Origin of the sequence: Halarchaeum rubridurum (genome assembly GCF_014647115.1) — an archaeon.
Classification (GTDB): Archaea; Halobacteriota; Halobacteria; order Halobacteriales; family Halobacteriaceae; genus Halarchaeum; species Halarchaeum rubridurum.
Window position 1 is genome coordinate 28,057 of the sequence record NZ_BMOO01000005.1, and the last position, 14,663, is coordinate 42,719.

19 protein-coding genes are annotated in these 14,663 nt (G+C 71.9%); 12 read left to right on the forward strand and 7 right to left on the reverse strand.

The genetic code is table 11. From position 1 onward, the window contains the following. The first annotated feature begins 92 nt into the window (after nucleotides 1-92). The 3 genes from IEX84_RS10910 (at nucleotide 93) to IEX84_RS10920 (ending at nucleotide 1,741) form a co-directional block, all read left to right on the forward strand. Complete coding sequence (locus tag IEX84_RS10910; protein ID WP_188872613.1) at nucleotides 93-866, forward strand: enoyl-CoA hydratase/isomerase family protein; 774 nt, start codon at nucleotides 93-95, stop codon at nucleotides 864-866. Between the two features lie 252 nt (nucleotides 867-1,118). Next, on the forward strand, nucleotides 1,119-1,376 hold the full coding sequence (locus IEX84_RS10915; protein ID WP_188872614.1) for a DUF5789 family protein: 258 nt from the start codon (nucleotides 1,119-1,121) through the stop codon (nucleotides 1,374-1,376). 50 nt (nucleotides 1,377-1,426) lie between these two features. Next, entirely contained in the window at nucleotides 1,427-1,741 is a 315-nt protein-coding gene (locus tag IEX84_RS10920) for a transcription factor S (RefSeq protein WP_188872615.1), read from the forward strand. 121 nt (nucleotides 1,742-1,862) lie between these two features. Here the strand turns inward: IEX84_RS10920 and IEX84_RS10925 are convergent, their stop codons facing one another. From IEX84_RS10925 to IEX84_RS10935, 3 genes are all read right to left on the reverse strand, one after another. Then, a complete protein-coding gene (locus IEX84_RS10925; protein WP_188872616.1) occupies nucleotides 1,863-2,588 on the reverse strand; it encodes a tRNA (adenine-N1)-methyltransferase in 726 nt (241 codons plus the stop codon). Then, nucleotides 2,585-2,974 carry a nascent polypeptide-associated complex protein gene (locus tag IEX84_RS10930; RefSeq protein WP_188872617.1) on the reverse strand — a complete coding sequence of 130 codons (390 nt, stop codon included), beginning with the start codon at nucleotides 2,972-2,974 and terminating at the stop codon, nucleotides 2,585-2,587. Before IEX84_RS10930 ends, IEX84_RS10925 begins: the two co-directional genes overlap by 4 nt. A gap of 111 nt (nucleotides 2,975-3,085) precedes the next feature. After that, a complete protein-coding gene (locus tag IEX84_RS10935) occupies nucleotides 3,086-3,559 on the reverse strand; it encodes a PUA domain-containing protein (RefSeq protein WP_188872618.1) in 474 nt (157 codons plus the stop codon). 86 nt (nucleotides 3,560-3,645) lie between these two features. Between IEX84_RS10935 and IEX84_RS10940 the strand changes: the two genes are divergently transcribed. Then, a complete protein-coding gene (locus IEX84_RS10940) occupies nucleotides 3,646-3,828 on the forward strand; it encodes a hypothetical protein (protein ID WP_188872619.1) in 183 nt (60 codons plus the stop codon). On the opposite strand, the gene IEX84_RS10945 is transcribed toward IEX84_RS10940, so the two are convergent. Continuing rightward, a complete protein-coding gene (locus IEX84_RS10945; RefSeq protein ID WP_188872620.1) occupies nucleotides 3,825-4,322 on the reverse strand; it encodes a LabA-like NYN domain-containing protein in 498 nt (165 codons plus the stop codon). The two genes, IEX84_RS10940 and IEX84_RS10945, sit on opposite strands and share 4 nt — an antisense overlap. An 88-nt stretch (nucleotides 4,323-4,410) precedes the next feature. Then, nucleotides 4,411-5,085, reverse strand: a complete 675-nt coding sequence (locus tag IEX84_RS10950; RefSeq protein ID WP_407647613.1) for a metallophosphoesterase family protein — start codon at nucleotides 5,083-5,085, stop codon at nucleotides 4,411-4,413. 55 nt (nucleotides 5,086-5,140) lie between these two features. On the opposite strand from IEX84_RS10950, the gene IEX84_RS10955 reads away from it, so the two are divergent. From IEX84_RS10955 to IEX84_RS10985, 7 genes are all read left to right on the forward strand, one after another. Next, nucleotides 5,141-5,281, forward strand: a complete 141-nt coding sequence (locus IEX84_RS10955; protein ID WP_188872622.1) for a hypothetical protein — start codon at nucleotides 5,141-5,143, stop codon at nucleotides 5,279-5,281. A 76-nt stretch (nucleotides 5,282-5,357) separates the two neighbouring features. Beyond that, entirely contained in the window at nucleotides 5,358-6,251 is an 894-nt protein-coding gene (dapA, locus tag IEX84_RS10960; protein ID WP_188872623.1) for a 4-hydroxy-tetrahydrodipicolinate synthase, read from the forward strand. Further along, on the forward strand, nucleotides 6,248-7,012 hold the full coding sequence (gene dapB / locus IEX84_RS10965) for a 4-hydroxy-tetrahydrodipicolinate reductase (protein ID WP_188872624.1): 765 nt from the start codon (nucleotides 6,248-6,250) through the stop codon (nucleotides 7,010-7,012). The genes dapA and dapB overlap by 4 nt, the downstream gene beginning before the upstream one ends. Next, nucleotides 7,009-7,857, forward strand: a complete 849-nt coding sequence (locus tag IEX84_RS10970; protein WP_188872625.1) for a 2,3,4,5-tetrahydropyridine-2,6-dicarboxylate N-succinyltransferase — start codon at nucleotides 7,009-7,011, stop codon at nucleotides 7,855-7,857. The genes dapB and IEX84_RS10970 overlap by 4 nt, the downstream gene beginning before the upstream one ends. Next, a complete protein-coding gene (gene lysA, locus IEX84_RS10975) occupies nucleotides 7,854-9,236 on the forward strand; it encodes a diaminopimelate decarboxylase (protein WP_188872626.1) in 1,383 nt (460 codons plus the stop codon). Before IEX84_RS10970 ends, lysA begins: the two co-directional genes overlap by 4 nt. Then, a complete protein-coding gene (gene dapF / locus IEX84_RS10980) occupies nucleotides 9,233-10,027 on the forward strand; it encodes a diaminopimelate epimerase (RefSeq protein ID WP_188872627.1) in 795 nt (264 codons plus the stop codon). The genes lysA and dapF overlap by 4 nt, the downstream gene beginning before the upstream one ends. After that, the gene (locus IEX84_RS10985; protein ID WP_188872628.1) at nucleotides 10,024-11,097 is read left to right on the forward strand and encodes a M20 family metallopeptidase; all 1,074 of its coding nucleotides are present in this window, start codon (nucleotides 10,024-10,026) and stop codon (nucleotides 11,095-11,097) included. The genes dapF and IEX84_RS10985 overlap by 4 nt, the downstream gene beginning before the upstream one ends. Here IEX84_RS10985 and IEX84_RS10990 read toward each other — a convergent pair. Beyond that, entirely contained in the window at nucleotides 11,094-11,345 is a 252-nt protein-coding gene (locus tag IEX84_RS10990) for a zinc ribbon domain-containing protein (protein ID WP_188872629.1), read from the reverse strand. The two genes, IEX84_RS10985 and IEX84_RS10990, sit on opposite strands and share 4 nt — an antisense overlap. A gap of 48 nt (nucleotides 11,346-11,393) precedes the next feature. After that, complete coding sequence (purB, locus tag IEX84_RS10995) at nucleotides 11,394-12,764, reverse strand: adenylosuccinate lyase (protein WP_188872630.1); 1,371 nt, start codon at nucleotides 12,762-12,764, stop codon at nucleotides 11,394-11,396. Between the two features lie 169 nt (nucleotides 12,765-12,933). Between purB and purN the strand changes: the two genes are divergently transcribed. Further along, complete coding sequence (purN, locus tag IEX84_RS11000; RefSeq protein WP_188872631.1) at nucleotides 12,934-14,520, forward strand: phosphoribosylglycinamide formyltransferase; 1,587 nt, start codon at nucleotides 12,934-12,936, stop codon at nucleotides 14,518-14,520. The last annotated feature ends 143 nt before the right edge of the window (nucleotides 14,521-14,663 follow it).

Below are 14,663 nucleotides of genomic sequence, written 5' to 3' on the forward strand. Positions count from 1 at the left end.
GTATTCGGCGGCCCTATTTCGCCGTTTCCCCTCCGGCGTCGGTTCGCCGCGTCGCCCCCATCGTTATGGGTCGCCTCCGCGTCCACGCCACCATGACCGATTCCGTTCGGCTCGACGTCGACGACGCGGGCGTCGCGACGCTCACCATCGACCGCCCGGACCGGCTGAACGCGCTCGACGGCGCGACGCTCGACGCGCTCTTGGCGGCGCTCGCGGACGCCGAGGCCGCGGACGCCCGCGCAGTCGTGCTCCGCGGGGCGGGCGACGACGCGTTCGCCGCGGGCGCGGACATCGCGGAGATGGCGGAGTACGGCCCCGCGGAGGCGCACGCCTACGCCGACCTCGGCCACGACGTCACGCGCGCCATCGAGACGTTCCCCGCGCCCGTCGTCGCCGCCATCGGCGGCTACGCCCTCGGCGGCGGCCTCGAACTCGCGCTCGCCTGCGACCTCCGCGTCGCCGCGGAGAGCGCCATCCTCGGGCAGACCGAGACGGACCTCGGCATCGTCCCGGGATGGGGCGGCACGCAGCGTCTCCCGCGGCTCGTCGGCGACGAGACGGCCCGCCGGCTCATCTACTTCGGCGACCGAATCGACGGGCAGGACGCCTACGACCTCGGCCTCGTCGGCGACCTCGTCGCGCACGACGAGCTCGACGAGTACGTCGCGGACCTCGCCGCGGACCTCGCCGCGCGCCCGCGGTTCGCGCTCGCCGCCGCGAAGGAGGCGATCACGAAGAGCCACGAGACCGACCTCGGTGCGGGACTCGACTTCGAGCGGCGTACGTGGGCGTCGCTGTTCGGGACGCACGACCAGCGCGAGGGGATGGCGGCCTTCCTGGAGGAGCGAGAGCCGGCGTTCGAGTAGCGCGCGGCGGCTCCGCCGCCGCGGAGGAGTGAACGGTGAAACCGTGAGTAGCGTGGGGCCGAACGAATGTGAGGGCCCACAGAAAGCGAGCGGGGAGGAACGACCCGCGAGTAGTGCGCGGCGGCAGAGCCGCCGCGGAGAAGCGAACGGTGAAACCGTGAGTAGCGTGACCCACGAGCGGCGCGCGACGGCGTCGTCCGGCGTCGGCGAGTGCGACAAACAGTTAAGGAGCGGCCGACGGTATCCGAAGCCATGACCGAACGGGTGAAACTCAAGGACCTCGAAGACGCCCTCGAAGGGCTCCCGTACCCGCTCAGCAAGCAGAACGCGGTGGCGGAGGTCGAAGGGATCGTGCTCGTCTACGCCGACGGCGAGGAGACCGCGGCGGACGTCGTCGAGCGCATCGAGGAGGAGGTGTTCGACGACCCCGCGTCGCTCGCCGCCTCGATTCGCAACAACCTCCCGACGGAGGCCGTCGGCGAACCCGGCCAGTCGGAGGGCGAGGGGTGACGGCGCCGAACACCGGAGGCTTATAGGGACGGCTCGGTTACGGAGGGAGCATGGAATTCTGCGACGAATGCGGCTCGATGATGCGGGCGGAGGACGACTTCTGGGTGTGTACGTCCTGCGGCCACGAGCAACCGAAGGGCGACGCCGCGCAGTACACCGTCACGGAGGGCCAAGAGGAGACGGAGATAGTCGACGTCTCGGACGCCGAGGACCGCGGGCTCCCCTCCACGAAGACCTTCTGCCCGGAGTGTGGCAACGACCGAGCCTACTACTACATGCAGCAGATTCGGAGCGCCGACGAGTCCGAGACGCGCTTTTTCATCTGCACGGAGTGCGAACACCGCTGGCGCGAAGACGACAACTAACTCCTTTCTCGACTCGGGGTCGCTTCGCGACCCGCTGGGGCACGAACTGCCACGAAACACTGCGAGCGGCGGGGCGGCTCGTCGCGGTCGGGGACGCGACGACCGCACCGCGGCTCTCGGCCTACGGCTTGCGCGCGAACGTGAGATAGCCGGTGTGACCGACGCCGCGCGTGCTCGGCCGGGAGCCCCGGTCGTCGAAGTCCATCGCGCGCTGGATGGTCTCGACCGTGTCGACGTCGGCGAGGCCGGCCTCGACGGCGGCCTCGTGGCTCGCGCGGGCGTTCTCGACGAACGGCGAGTAGACGGCGACGAACCCCCCGGAGACGAGGTGGTCGTCGAGGCGAGCGACGACCTCGGGAGCGTCCGCGGTGTCGAGCGTCACGAGGTCGAACGTCCCGAGGTCGTCGAGTTCCTCGGTGACGTCGCCGGCGCGGACCTCGACGGTGTCCGCGACGCCGGCGAGCGCCATGTTCTCCCGGGCGACCTCGGCGAACTCCGCGCGGGCCTCGTAGGTGAGGACGTCCGCGCCGAGGCGACCGAGGTAGGCGGCGAGGACGCCCGTCCCCGTCCCGGCGTCGAGGACGCGGTCGTCCGCGGCCGCGCCCGTCTCGCCGACGACGACGCCGATGTCCTTCGGCATCATCGGTGCGCCGGTGCGTTCGAGGTGGTCGAAGAGGTCCGGGCCGCGCAGCGAGCGGACGGTGAAGGGCTCGCCGAGATGCGTCTCGACGACGTCGCCGGGGTCGGGGTCCTCGGGGACGTCGACGACGCCGAGGTCCGTGTGGAGCTCCTCGCCGGGGTGGCAGAGGAACTCGCGGTCGTCCCGGACGAGGAGGAACGCCCTCACTCCAGCGTGGCGATGGCGGTCGCGAGGTCGCCGTCGGCGCCCTTCAGCGCCGCGCGGGCCTCCTCCTCGCTCGCGCCCGTCCGCTGGACGACGATTTCGACGTCCGAGTCGGGAATCTCGGGCTCGTCGCTGTCGGCCTCGGCGTCGGCGTCGCCGGACTCGACGGCCGCGGTGGCCTCGCGCTCCTCGGGCTGACCGAGAATCTGGTAGGTCTCCTGCCCGCGGGCGTCCATCTGCGTGACGTCGGCGTCCGAGAAGACGAGTTCGCGCCCGTCGGTCGTCGTGATGACGACCTCCTCGGCGTCTATCTCGGTGACGTCGATACCCATCTGCTCCATCATCTGCTGCATCTTCCGGGGGTTCATCCCGCCGCCTCCTCCGAACATGCCAATTCCTCCGGTCGCCCGGGGCAAAAGCACTACGGGTCGCGGGCGGGTCGCGACCGTGGCTCGACGCCCCTCGGACCACTCCGGCCGTGCGGACCCGTCGGGCGGCGCTTATCGCGTGCCCGCGCCCTCCCGTATCTTGACGGCCATCCCGGTGTCGAAGTCGCGGACGGCGTCCGCGTCGAGTTCGAGGCGGCCGACGGCGATCGGGCGGCCGTCCTCGTGGACGACGACGACCTCGTCGCCGGCGCGGCCCTCGGGGTCGACGTCCGCGACGAACTTGGCGAAGACGTTCTTCCCCTCGCGGACGAACGGCTCGCTCTCGTCGCCGACGACGACGCGGCACGCGGGCGTGCCGAGGGCGTCGTGTAGGCGCTCGCCGCCCGCGAGGCCGAGCGTGAAGCGCCCGTCGGTGCCGAGGGAGACGAGGCGCTCGCCGTCGCGCGTCGAGACCTGTCGGGGGCGGCCGGACTTCGAGCGGTCGACGTCGTACGTCTCGTCGTCGGGGAAGAGCGCCGCGCCGGCGCCCGCGCGGAACTGGTAGTCCGCGATGGTCCCCAGGGTCCGTCGTTCCGAATCCTCCATGCGGGACACCTCCGCGCGACGGCGGGATGTACCCTTCGGACGGGAGAGGTGGGCTTATGTGCCGGGCGACCCAAGACGCGAGCAAGATGGAAACGAAGACGCTCGCGGGACTGCCGCTCCTCGTGGTCGCGGCGGCGCTGTTGCTGTGGACGACGCTGACGATGACGACCGTGGGTCCGATGACGCTCGGCGTCGGCGCGGTCGCCGCCGTCGGCCTCGCGGCGGGCTCGCTCCTCGTCGGTACCGCCGGCGACGGCCGCTCCGTCTAGAGCAGCACCGTCTCGCGTCGCTCCGCCAGGTCGGTGAAGTCGTCGGCGGCCTCGACGAGTTCGTCGGCGGTGGACGAACGGAACCCGAACACTTCGACGCGGACCCCCTCGTGTCGGAGGTGGTGACAGAGCCGCGAGAAGTCGCCGTCGCCCGTGCAGAGCGCGACGGTATCGACCTTCTCGGCGAGCGTGACGGCGTCGAGGCTGATGCCGACGTCCCAGTCGGCCTTCTTCGACCCGTCGCCGAACGTCTTGATGTCCTTTATCTTCGCCTCGAAGCCGATGTCGCGCAGCGCCTCGAAGAACGACTCCTCCTGGGGCGAGTCCGCGCGGATGACGTAGGCGATGGCGCGGACGAGCTCGCGGCCGTCGACGGCGGTGTCGAGGAGGCCCGCGTAGTCGACGTTCTGCGAGTAGAGGCTGTGAGAGGAGTGATAGAGGTTCTGCGCGTCCGCGAGGACGGCGACGCGCTGTGCGGGGTGTATCTCGGCCATCTGTTGGCGTCCGCTTCGCCGTTCGGGCGTAAAGAGGCTACGCACGCTGCGTACGCGCTGACGGGGACGCACGAGCGGTCGCTCGCCTTCAGGCGTCGGGCGTCTCGTGACGCGTCAGCGCGAGCGTCCCCGGGTCGAGCGTGTAGTAGGACTCCCAGACGGGCGCGACGGTGACGACGCGGGTGTCGCCGACCGTCGACTCGGTGTGTTCGTGGTGGTGGCCGACGAGGCAGAGGTCGGGCGAGAGCGCCGCGAGGAGGTCGTCGACGTGCCGACAGCCGACGTCGTACTCCTCCATCACGGGCGTTCCGTGGGGGGCCTGGTGGGTGAGGAGGACGTCGACGTCGTCGAGGGCCTTCGCGCGTTCGACGTCCGCGCGGACGAAGTGCCGGCGGCGCTCGCCGACGAGCGCGGAGCGCGGTTTGTCGTACTGCGTCGGCGCGTAGTTGCCGGAGAGACCGGCGACGCGGACGCCCTCGACGTCGACGGCGTCGCCCGCGAGCAGGTGGGCGTTCTCGACGTCGCGCGAGCGGACGCGGCCGTGGCGGAGCGCGTCGACGACGTCGAAGTCCTCGTTGTTGCCCGCGACGAAGTGCGTCGGCACGGGGAGGTCGTAGTATTCGAGGTCGCCGCACTGGACGGCGACGGACTCGTCGGCGGCGCGGTAGGCGGCGAAGAGCGCCCGGCGGCGGGCGGGGTCAATCGCGTGGGCGTCGCCGAGGACGAGCATCGTCCCGGTGGTGTCGGCCGCGCCGGCATAAATCCTCGCCAGACGCGCGGCGACAGACCTATGCCGGCCGGGCCCACTACGTGCGTGTATGACCGAGGCGCGCGCGTTCACGGGCTCTGCGGCCGCCGTGAGCGTCGGCGTCGGCGCCGACCCGTGCGCCCGGACGCGCGGGCGTCTCGCCGACCGCAAACGCGCTAAACGCGGGCTCGTCGGCTCGCTGCGGGCGTAGCGTCCCGTCTCGGGCCACCGCGGCCGCGAACCGCGTACCGTTTTACTCCCACCCGCAGTCACCACACACCACACACATGTCCCACACGCCACCGACGACCGGCACGTTCGTCGCGATGACGACGCCGTTCGAGGACGACCCGGACCGCATCGACCACGACCAACTCGCCGCCGACGCAACGCGCCTGGAGGCCGCGGGCGTCGACGGCCTCGTCCCCGCGGGTTCGACGGGCGAGTCCGCGACGCTGACTCACGACGAGCACGTCGAGGTCGTCGACACCGTCGTCGACGCCGTCGACGTCCCGGTCATCGCGGGCGCGGGGTCGAACTCGACCCACGAGGCCGTCTCGCTCTCCCGCCGCGTCGCGGACGCCGGCGCGGACGGCCTGCTCCTCATCTCGCCGTACTACAACAAGCCCGAGCCGGCGGGGATGGAGCGCCACTATCGACGGATCGCGGACGCGGTCGACCTCCCGCAGATCGTCTACAACGTCCCCTCGCGGACGGGGCGCTCCGTCGACGTCGACACGACGGTCGCGCTCGCCGAACACGAGAACATCGTGGGCTACAAGGCCGCGAGCGGCGACGTCGGCCTCATCTCCGAGGTCATCGAGCGCACCCGCGACGAGGAGTTCGCGGTGCTCTCGGGCGACGACGGGATGACGCTCCCGCTGCTCTCCATCGGCGCGACGGGCGTCATCAGCGTCGCCGCGAACGTCGTCCCGGAGCGCACGGCGGCGCTCGTCGGCGACGCCCTCGACGGCGAGTACGCGCTCGCGCGCGAACGCCACCACGAGCTCGGGCCGCTCTTCCGCGCGCTCTTCGCGGAGACGAACCCGATTCCGGTGAAGGAGGCGATGGACGTCTGGGGGTACGGGCCCGCGGAACTGCGCGACCCGCTCTCGCGCGCGACGCCGGCGACCCGCGAGACGCTGGAGACGCTCCGCGACGAACTGGAGGGCGGACAGTGAGAGTCGCCGTCACGGGCGCGACCGGCCGGATGGGGAAGACCGTCCTCTCGGTCGCGCGCGAGCGCGGGCTCGACGTCGCGTTCGCGGTGAACCGCGACGCGGAGGGCGAGCACGTCGAGGGCGTCCCCGTCCGCCCGAGCGTGGAGTTCGAGGCGCTGCTCGACGAGGAACGCCCGGACGCCGTCGTGGACTTCACGGGTCCCGAGGCGACCGTGGCGTACGCCGGGGCGTGTGCGACCGACGGCGTTCCGCTCGTCACGGGGACCACCGGGTTCTCCGAGGCCGACGTCGCGGCGCTGGAGGAGGCGGGCACCGAGACGCCGGTCCTCGTCGGCGCGAACTTCTCGCGGGGCGTGCAGGCGCTCCTCGACGCCGTCGAGAGCGCGGTGGGCGACCTCCCCGAGTACGACGTCGAGCTGACGGAGACGCACCACAACGGGAAGCGCGACGCGCCCTCCGGCACCGCGAAGGTCCTCCTCGACCGGGTCGAGGGGACGCGCGAGGACGCGAGCGAGCGCGTCCACGGCCGCGAGGGCGAGGCCCCCCGCGAGGCGGGCGAGGTCGGCGTCCACGCGCGCCGCGCGGGCGACATCACGGGCGAGCACGAGGTGCTCCTCGCGGGGAACCACGAGGCGCTCGAACTGACGCATCGCGCGGGCTCGCGGAGCGTCTTCGCCGAGGGCGCGCTGGACGCGGCGGCGTGGCTCGCCGAGCAACCGGCGGACTATTACCGCTTCGAGACAATCGCCAGCCAACTGTGAGCCGAAGCTACGACGCGCTCGAAGCCGACGTGGAAGACCTCTGGGAACGCGTGCAGGCCGAGGACCTCGGGCCTGCGGACCTCGACGCGGCCGACGCGGACACCATCGACGCCTTCCTCGACGCCCTCGAAGCGGGCGAGGTGCGCGCCGCGGAGAAGGACGCGGGCGAGTGGGAGGCCGTCGAGTGGGTGAAGCGCGGCGTCCTGCTGAACTTCTCGTTGCGCGAGACCCAGCCACGCGAGTACGGCGGCGTCACCTACCACGACGTCCTCCCGCTGCGCGACACCGCGGACCTCGGCGAGCGCGGCACGCGCAACACGCCGGACGGGACGACGATCCGCCGCGGGGCCTACATCGGGAGCGACGCCATCCTGATGTCCCCGGCGTTCGTGAACATCGGCGCGCACGTCGGCGACCGCACGCTCGTCGACTCCGCCGACACCGTCGGCTCCTGCGCGCAGATCGGCGACGACGTGAAACTCGGCGCGAACACGCTCATCGGCGGCGTCCTCGAACCCGTCGAGGACGCGCCCGTCGTCGTCGAGGACGGCGTCTCCCTCGGCGCGGGCTGTCGCGTCACCTCCGGTTTCGTCGTCGGCGAGGATTCCGTCGTCGGCGAGAACACCCTGCTGACGCCGCGCATCCCGGTCTACGACCTCGTCGAGGAGGAGGTCCTCTACGGGTATCTCCCGCCGGAGCGCCGCGCGTTCACGCGCTTCGTCGAGTCCTCCATCGGCGACCACGACCTCTTCGAGGGCGGCGCGTACAAGCCCGCGGTCGTCGCCACCGACCTCGAGGCGAGCACGCTCGAAGGCAGCCAGCGCGAGGAGGCGCTCCGGGAGTGAGCGGCGACGCCGACGACGGCGCGAGCGGGGCGAGCGATGCCGACGCGGCGGTCGACGGCGGAGCGGACGCCGACGACGGCGCGAGCGGGGCGAGCGATGCCGACGCGGCGGTCGACGGCGGAGCGGACGCCGACGGCGGCCCCGCGGTCCGTCGGCTCTCCGCGTGGGACGCCGACGACCTCCGCCCCCTCGCCGACGCGTACGGCACGCCGCTCTACGTCGACGACCGCAGTCGGGTCCGCGAGAACTACGCGCGCCTCGCCGAGGCGTTCCCGGACGCCGAGGTGCTGTTCGCGATGAAGGCCAACGCGGGCGGTCACGTCCTGCGGACGCTCCGCGACGCCGGGGCGGGCGCGGAGTGCGCGAGCGCGGGCGAGCTCGCGCGCGCTCTCGACGCCGGCTTCGACCCCGCGGACGTCCACTACACGGCGGTCAACCCACCTGACGCGGACCTCGACTACGCCCGTCGGGTCGCCGACGAACATCCCGCCCTCACGGTGACGGCGGGCGCGCGCGACACCGTCGAGCGCCTCGCCGAGCGCGGCTTCGCGGGGCGCTTCTGTCTCCGCGTCCACCCGGGCGTCGGCGCGGGCCACAGCGAGTCCGTCTCGACCGGGAAGGACGCGAAGTTCGGCGTCCCCGCCGACGAGGCCGTCGACGTCCTCGACCGCGCGGCCGAACACGGCTTCGACGTCGTCGGGCTCCACGCGCACGCGGGCAGCGGCATCACGAACGACCAGCTCGACGACCACGAGCGCGTGGTGTCGACGCTCGCGGACGTCGCGCGCGAGAGCGGCCGCGACTTCGAGTTCGTGGACGTTGGGGGCGGCTTCGGCGTCCCCTACCGGGAGCGCGAGGACGCGCTCGACCTCGACCGTGTCGCCGAGCGGACGCGCGACGCCCTCACGGGCGTGGACGCGACGCTGATGGTCGAGCCGGGGCGCTACCTCGTCGCGGACGCGGGCGTGCTCCTCACCGAGGTGAACACCGTAAAGCGCGTCGGCGGGGCCGTCATCGCGGGCGCGGACGCCGGGATGACGACGCTCGTCCGGCCGGCGATGTACGGCTCGTACCACCCGATTCGCTCGCTCGTTGAGGAGTCGCGGGCGACCGAGGAGGTTTCGGTCGTCGGGCCCGTCTGTGAGAGTACGGACGTCCTCGGCGAGGCGCGCGACCTCCCCGCACCCGAGCGCGGCGACCTGCTCGCGGTCGGCAACGCGGGCGCGTACGGCGTCGAGATGGCCTCGAACTACAACTCGCGTCCGCGGCCGGCGGTCGTCGCGCTCGACGACGAGGGCGAGGAACTCGTCCGCCGGCGCGAGACGCTCGCCGACGTGACGCACGCCGAGGACACCGCAGGCACCTACCCAGACCCATGACGAGCTACGACGTCTACCACGGCACGGGCAACGACTTCGCGGTCGTCGACGCCGACGAGCAGGTCGAGAAGACGGCCTTCGGCACCGACCTCTGTCGGTCGCTGGACGTGGACGGCACGCTGTTCCTCGGAATCGAGGACGGCGGCGAGCGCGCGACGATGACGCTCGTCCAGCCGGACGGCTCGCGCGCCGCGATGTGCGGCAACGGGGCGCGCTGCGCGGCGAAGTGGGTGAGCGAGCGCACCGGGCGCGACGTCGTCACCCTCGAAACGGGCGCGGGCCCGCGGCGCTGCACGGTCGAGGGCGACGTCGTCACGGTCGAGATGGGAACGCCCGCCTTCGACCCCGACGACGTCCCGCTCGCCCGCGAGGCCGCGCTCGTCGACGAGGCACTCGAAGGGTACGACGTGACGGCCGTGAACACGGGCGTCCCGCACGCCGTGACGTTCGTCGACGACGTGGACGCCGTCGACCTCGCCGAGATGGCCCCGCCGATTCGCCACCACGAGGTCTTCCCGGAGGGCGCGAACGTGAACCTCGCGGCACCCACGGAACACGGGTTCGACCAGCGCACCTACGAGCGCGGCGTCGAGGGCGAGACGCAGGCCTGCGGGACGGGCGCGGTCGCCATCGCCGTCGTCGCCTCCCGCCTCGGGTTGGCCCCCGAGACGGGCGAGGTGACGGTCTCGCCCCCCGGCGGCGACCTCGCCATCGGCCTGCGCGAGGACGGGACGACGACGTTGCGCGGTCCGACCGAGCGTATGCTGACGGGCGAGGTGTCGGACGCGTGAGCGTCGACCCCGCCGACTTCCTCGAACGCGCCGTCGAAATCCCCTCACACGAGGACGTCGACGCGATGCGCGAGTTGCTCGTCGCGGAACTGGCGGACGCGGGCGTCGAGGCGCGCGTGGACGACGCGGGCAACACGCTCGCCCGGACGGCCGGCGCGCGCGAGGGCCCCCACGTCGTGTTGAATACCCATATCGACACGGTGCCGCCGCACGTCCCGCCGAAACGCGACGGCGACGTCCTGCGCGGGCGGGGGTCGTGCGACGCGAAGGGGCCCCTCGCCGTCCTCCTGTCGGCGTTCCTCGACACCGAGCCCGCGCGCGGGACGCTGACGCTCGCGGTGACGCCGGACGAGGAGACGGAGTCGACGGGCGCGGACGCGCTCGACCTCGACGCGGACTGCTACGTCGTCGGCGAGCCGACCGAACTCGACGCCTGCACGGCGGCGCGCGGGCGCTTCCAGGGGACGGTCACCCTCTCGGGGACGGCGGCGCACGCCGCGGAACCCGAATCGGGCGTCTCCGCGATTCAGGGCGCGGCGGCGGCGCTTCGCGCCGTCGAGATGTACGACGACGAGCGCGGTCCCGACACGCACCCGTCGCTCGGCGCGCCGACGCTGACGGCGACGACCATCGAGGGCGGCGGGGCGACGAACCAGATACCCGCCGACTGCTCGTTCGTCATCGACCGCCGCTCCGTCCCGCCGGAGACCGCGAACGGCTTCTTCGCCGGCCTCCGCGAGCACCTGCGCGCGGCCGTCCCGGACGCCGTCGGTGTCGAAGTCGAGCCACAGGAGCGGACGACGCCGTTCTTGGAGGCGTTCGCCACGCCCCACGACAGCGACGTGGTGTGCGCGCTCTGCGGGGCGGGCGCGGGCGACCCGCGGCCGTTCGGCGCGGCGACCGAAGCGTCGTACTTCGCGGACGACGCCCCGACGGTCGTCTTCGGGCCGGGATACCTCGCGGACGACGAGGGCGCGGTCGCCCACGCCGAGCGCGAGTACGTCGACCTGCCCGAGGTCGAGGCGGGCGCGCGGATCGTCACGGACGCCCTCGACGACCTGCTCGCTTAACCGAAGAAGACGTCCACGACGTCGCTTCCTCTGTTTCCGACGTCGCGGTACAGCTCCGTGTAGCCGCAGTTCTCGCAGGTGACGGTCTCGAAGCGATTCGTCTGGACGTCGAACAGCTTGGAGAGCCCGGAGCCGGTCGTGGAGATGGAGCCGGTCGCGGCCTCGTCGTGGCCGCACTTCGGACAGCCGTAGTCGTCGGTGTCGGTGTCGGTGCCGGTACCGCTCGGGGAGGTATCAGGGTCGGGCATCGCGGACGGGAGTGCGTCCGCCGGCGCCAAAAGTCTTGTACGCGCGTCTCAGACGTCGCGGGCGAGGTCGGCGGCGACGCCCGTGTAGCCCGCGGGCGTGAGCGCGCGGAGTTCCTCGCGGACGTCCTCGGAGACGTCGAGGTCGTCGAAGAGGTCGCGGAAGTCGGCCAGCGTGACGCGCTCGCCGCGCGTGAGCTCCTTCACGCGCTCGTAGGCCTCGGTGTCGCCCTCGCGGCGGAGGATGGTCTGGACGGCCTCGCCGATGACCTCGGGGGTGGCCTCCAGGTCCTCGCGCATCACCTGCTCGTTGGGGACGACCTTCCCGAGGCCGTCCTGAAGTTTGACGTACCCCAGGAGACAGTAGGCGAACGCCGCGCCGACGTTGCGCTTCACGGTGGAGTCCGAGAGGTCGCGCTGGAGGCGGGAAGTCGGGAGGTAGTCCGCGAGGAAGTCGAGGTCGCTGTTGGCCTTCGAGAGGTTCCCCTCGGAGTTCTCGAAGTCGATGGGGTTGACCTTGTGGGGCATCGTGGAGCTCCCGGTCTCGGACTTCGCCGCCTCCTGGCCGAGGTAGCGCTGGGAGACGTAGGTCCAGACGTCCTTATCGAGGTCGAGGAGGACGGTGTTGGTCTCGCGGAGCGCGCCGAAGAGCGCGGCGACGTCGTCGGAGGGGTTGACCTGGGTGGTGGGCTCGACGTGGTCGAGGCCGAGCGAGGCGACGAAGTCGCGGGAGAAGGCGCGCCAGTCGACCTCGGGATAGGCGACGTGGTGGGCGGCGTAGTCGCCGGAGGCACCGGCGAGCTTCCCGGCGAGGCCGTCGGCGGCGGCCTCGACGTCCGCGAGTGTCCGGCCGAGGCGCGCGGCGTAGACGGCCATCTCCTTGCCGAAGGTGGTGGGCGTCGCGGGCTGGCCGTGGGTGCGCGCGAGCATCGGCGTCTCGGCGTAGTCGTGGGCGAAGCCGACGAGTTCGTCGCGGACCGCACGAAGTTCGGGCACGAGGACGTCCGTGACGGCGGGCTTGACGAGGAGCCGGTAGGCGAGGTTGTTGACGTCCTCGCTGGTGAGCGCGAAGTGAATCCACTGGTGGACGCGCTCGGGGGCGTGCTCGCGGACGAAGTATTCGACCGCCTTCACGTCGTGGTTCGTCGCGGCGTACGTCTCGGTGCCCTCGGTCTCGATGCGCTTGACGAGGCGCGCCGACTCGCCGTCGAAGGACTCGTAGGCGTCGCGCAGCGCGGCGCGTTCGGACTCGGTGAGGTCGAGCGGCGTCGCGTCCAGGTCGGCGAGCGCGCAGAGGTACTCGACTTCGACGCGGACGCGGGCGCGGATGAGCGCGGCCTCGCTCGCGTAGTCGGCGAGCGGGGCGGTCCGCGAGGCGTAGCGTCCGTCGAGCGGCGAGACGGCGTCGAGGGGGTCGGGCATGGCCGTCACTCCCGTCCCGCGACCCAAAAGCGTGCCGGTCCGAATCGCCACGTGTGTGTATAGATGGAGCCGTAGCGGGCGCGTAAGAGCCTCAATCTATGCCCGTTCGTGTATATATTGGGCGTCGGAACCGAAACCACTTTCATCGTGGCGGTAGCGACTGCCACGTATGAAGCTCGCCGGCATGGCTAGCAACCGTGGACGGAACCTGCTGCACATCGCCGACCGCGCGCCTGGCGGCGCGGAGTTCTCGGTGATCGTCACGAACGACGCCGACGCGCCCGTGCTCGAGGCCGCGGCGGAGCGCGACATCCCGACCGAGGTCGTCGAGCGCGACGCCGACGAGGACCGTGCGGCCCACGAGGAGCGCATCCTCGACGCCCTCGACGGCTACGACGTCGACCTCGTCACCCTCGACGGCTACATGCGCGTCCTCACCGAGACGTTCCGCGACGCGACGCCGACGACGCTGAACGTTCACCCGAGCCTCCTGCCGTCGTTCCCCGGCGCGGACGCCCACGAGCAGGTGCTCGAGGCGGACGTGAGCGTGACCGGCGCGACGGTCCACGTCGTCACCGAGTCCGTCGACGAGGGTCCCATCGTCACGCAGGAGCCCGTCGCCGTCTACGACGACGACGACGCCGCGTCCCTCAAGGAGCGCGTCCTCCACGACGCCGAGTTCAAGGCCTACCCACGCGCCGTGAAGTGGTTCGCCGACGGCGAGGCCACGGTCGTCGACGGCGAGGTCGTCGTCGAGGCCGACGCCGCCGAGGAACTGCCGCTGCGACGCATCGAGGGCGCGGACCGCACCGCCGACCTCCGCTACGGGGAGAACCCCCACCAGGACGCCGCCGTCTACGGCGACGCGTCCTGCGATGAACCCAGCGTCGTCGCCGCCGACCAGCTCAACGAGGGCGCGAAGGCCCTCTCGTACAACAACTACAACGACGCGGACGGCGCGCTCAGCCTCATCAAGGAGTTCGAGCGCCCCGCCGCCGCGGCGATCAAGCACACGAACCCCGCGGGGTGCGCGACCGCGGACACCCTCGCGGAGGCCTACGCGGACGCCCTCGCCACGGACCCGATGAGCGCCTTCGGCGGCATCGTCTCCCTCAACCGCACGTGTGATCGGGAGACCGCGGAGCTGATCGTCGACTCCTTCAAGGAGGTCGTCGTCGCGCCCGGCTACACCGACGGCGCCCTCGACGTCCTCACGGCCCAGGAGAACCTCCGCGTGCTCGACGTCGGCGGCGACGAACTCGGCCCCGACGTCGTGAGCGAGACCTACACGGACCAGTCGCTCGTCGGCGGCCGCCTCGTCCAGGAGCGCGACACGTGGGCCCCCGACCCGGACGACCTCGAAGTCGTCACGGAGGCCGAGCCGACCGAGGCGCAGATCGAGACGATGTGCTTCTCGTGGCGCGTCCTCAAGCACGTCATGTCGAACGGCATCGTCCTCGCCAAGGACACCGAGACGGTCGGCGTCGGCATGGGGCAGGTCTCGCGCGTCGACGCCGTCCGCCTCGCCGCGATGAAGGCCGAGGAGCACGCCGAGGACAAGGGCCCCGAGGGCTCCGTCATGGCCTCGGACGCCTTCTTCCCGTTCCCGGACGCCGTCGAGGAGGCCGCGAAGGCCGGCGTCGACGCCATCGTCCAGCCCGGCGGCTCGAACAACGACGAGGCCGTCATCGAGACGGCGAACGAACACGGCATCGCCATGGCGTTCACGGGCAACCGGACGTTCCGCCACAGCTAACGCGACGCGACACGCGCTCTCGTTTTCCCTCTCCAGCCTCTTTGCCGCCCGTCGCACAGCGCCGCGTCCTGCCTCGCCGCGTGCGGCGTCACGTCGCGGGCGTGCGCCCATCCGACACGCATTTGACGACCGGCGCGGACGTA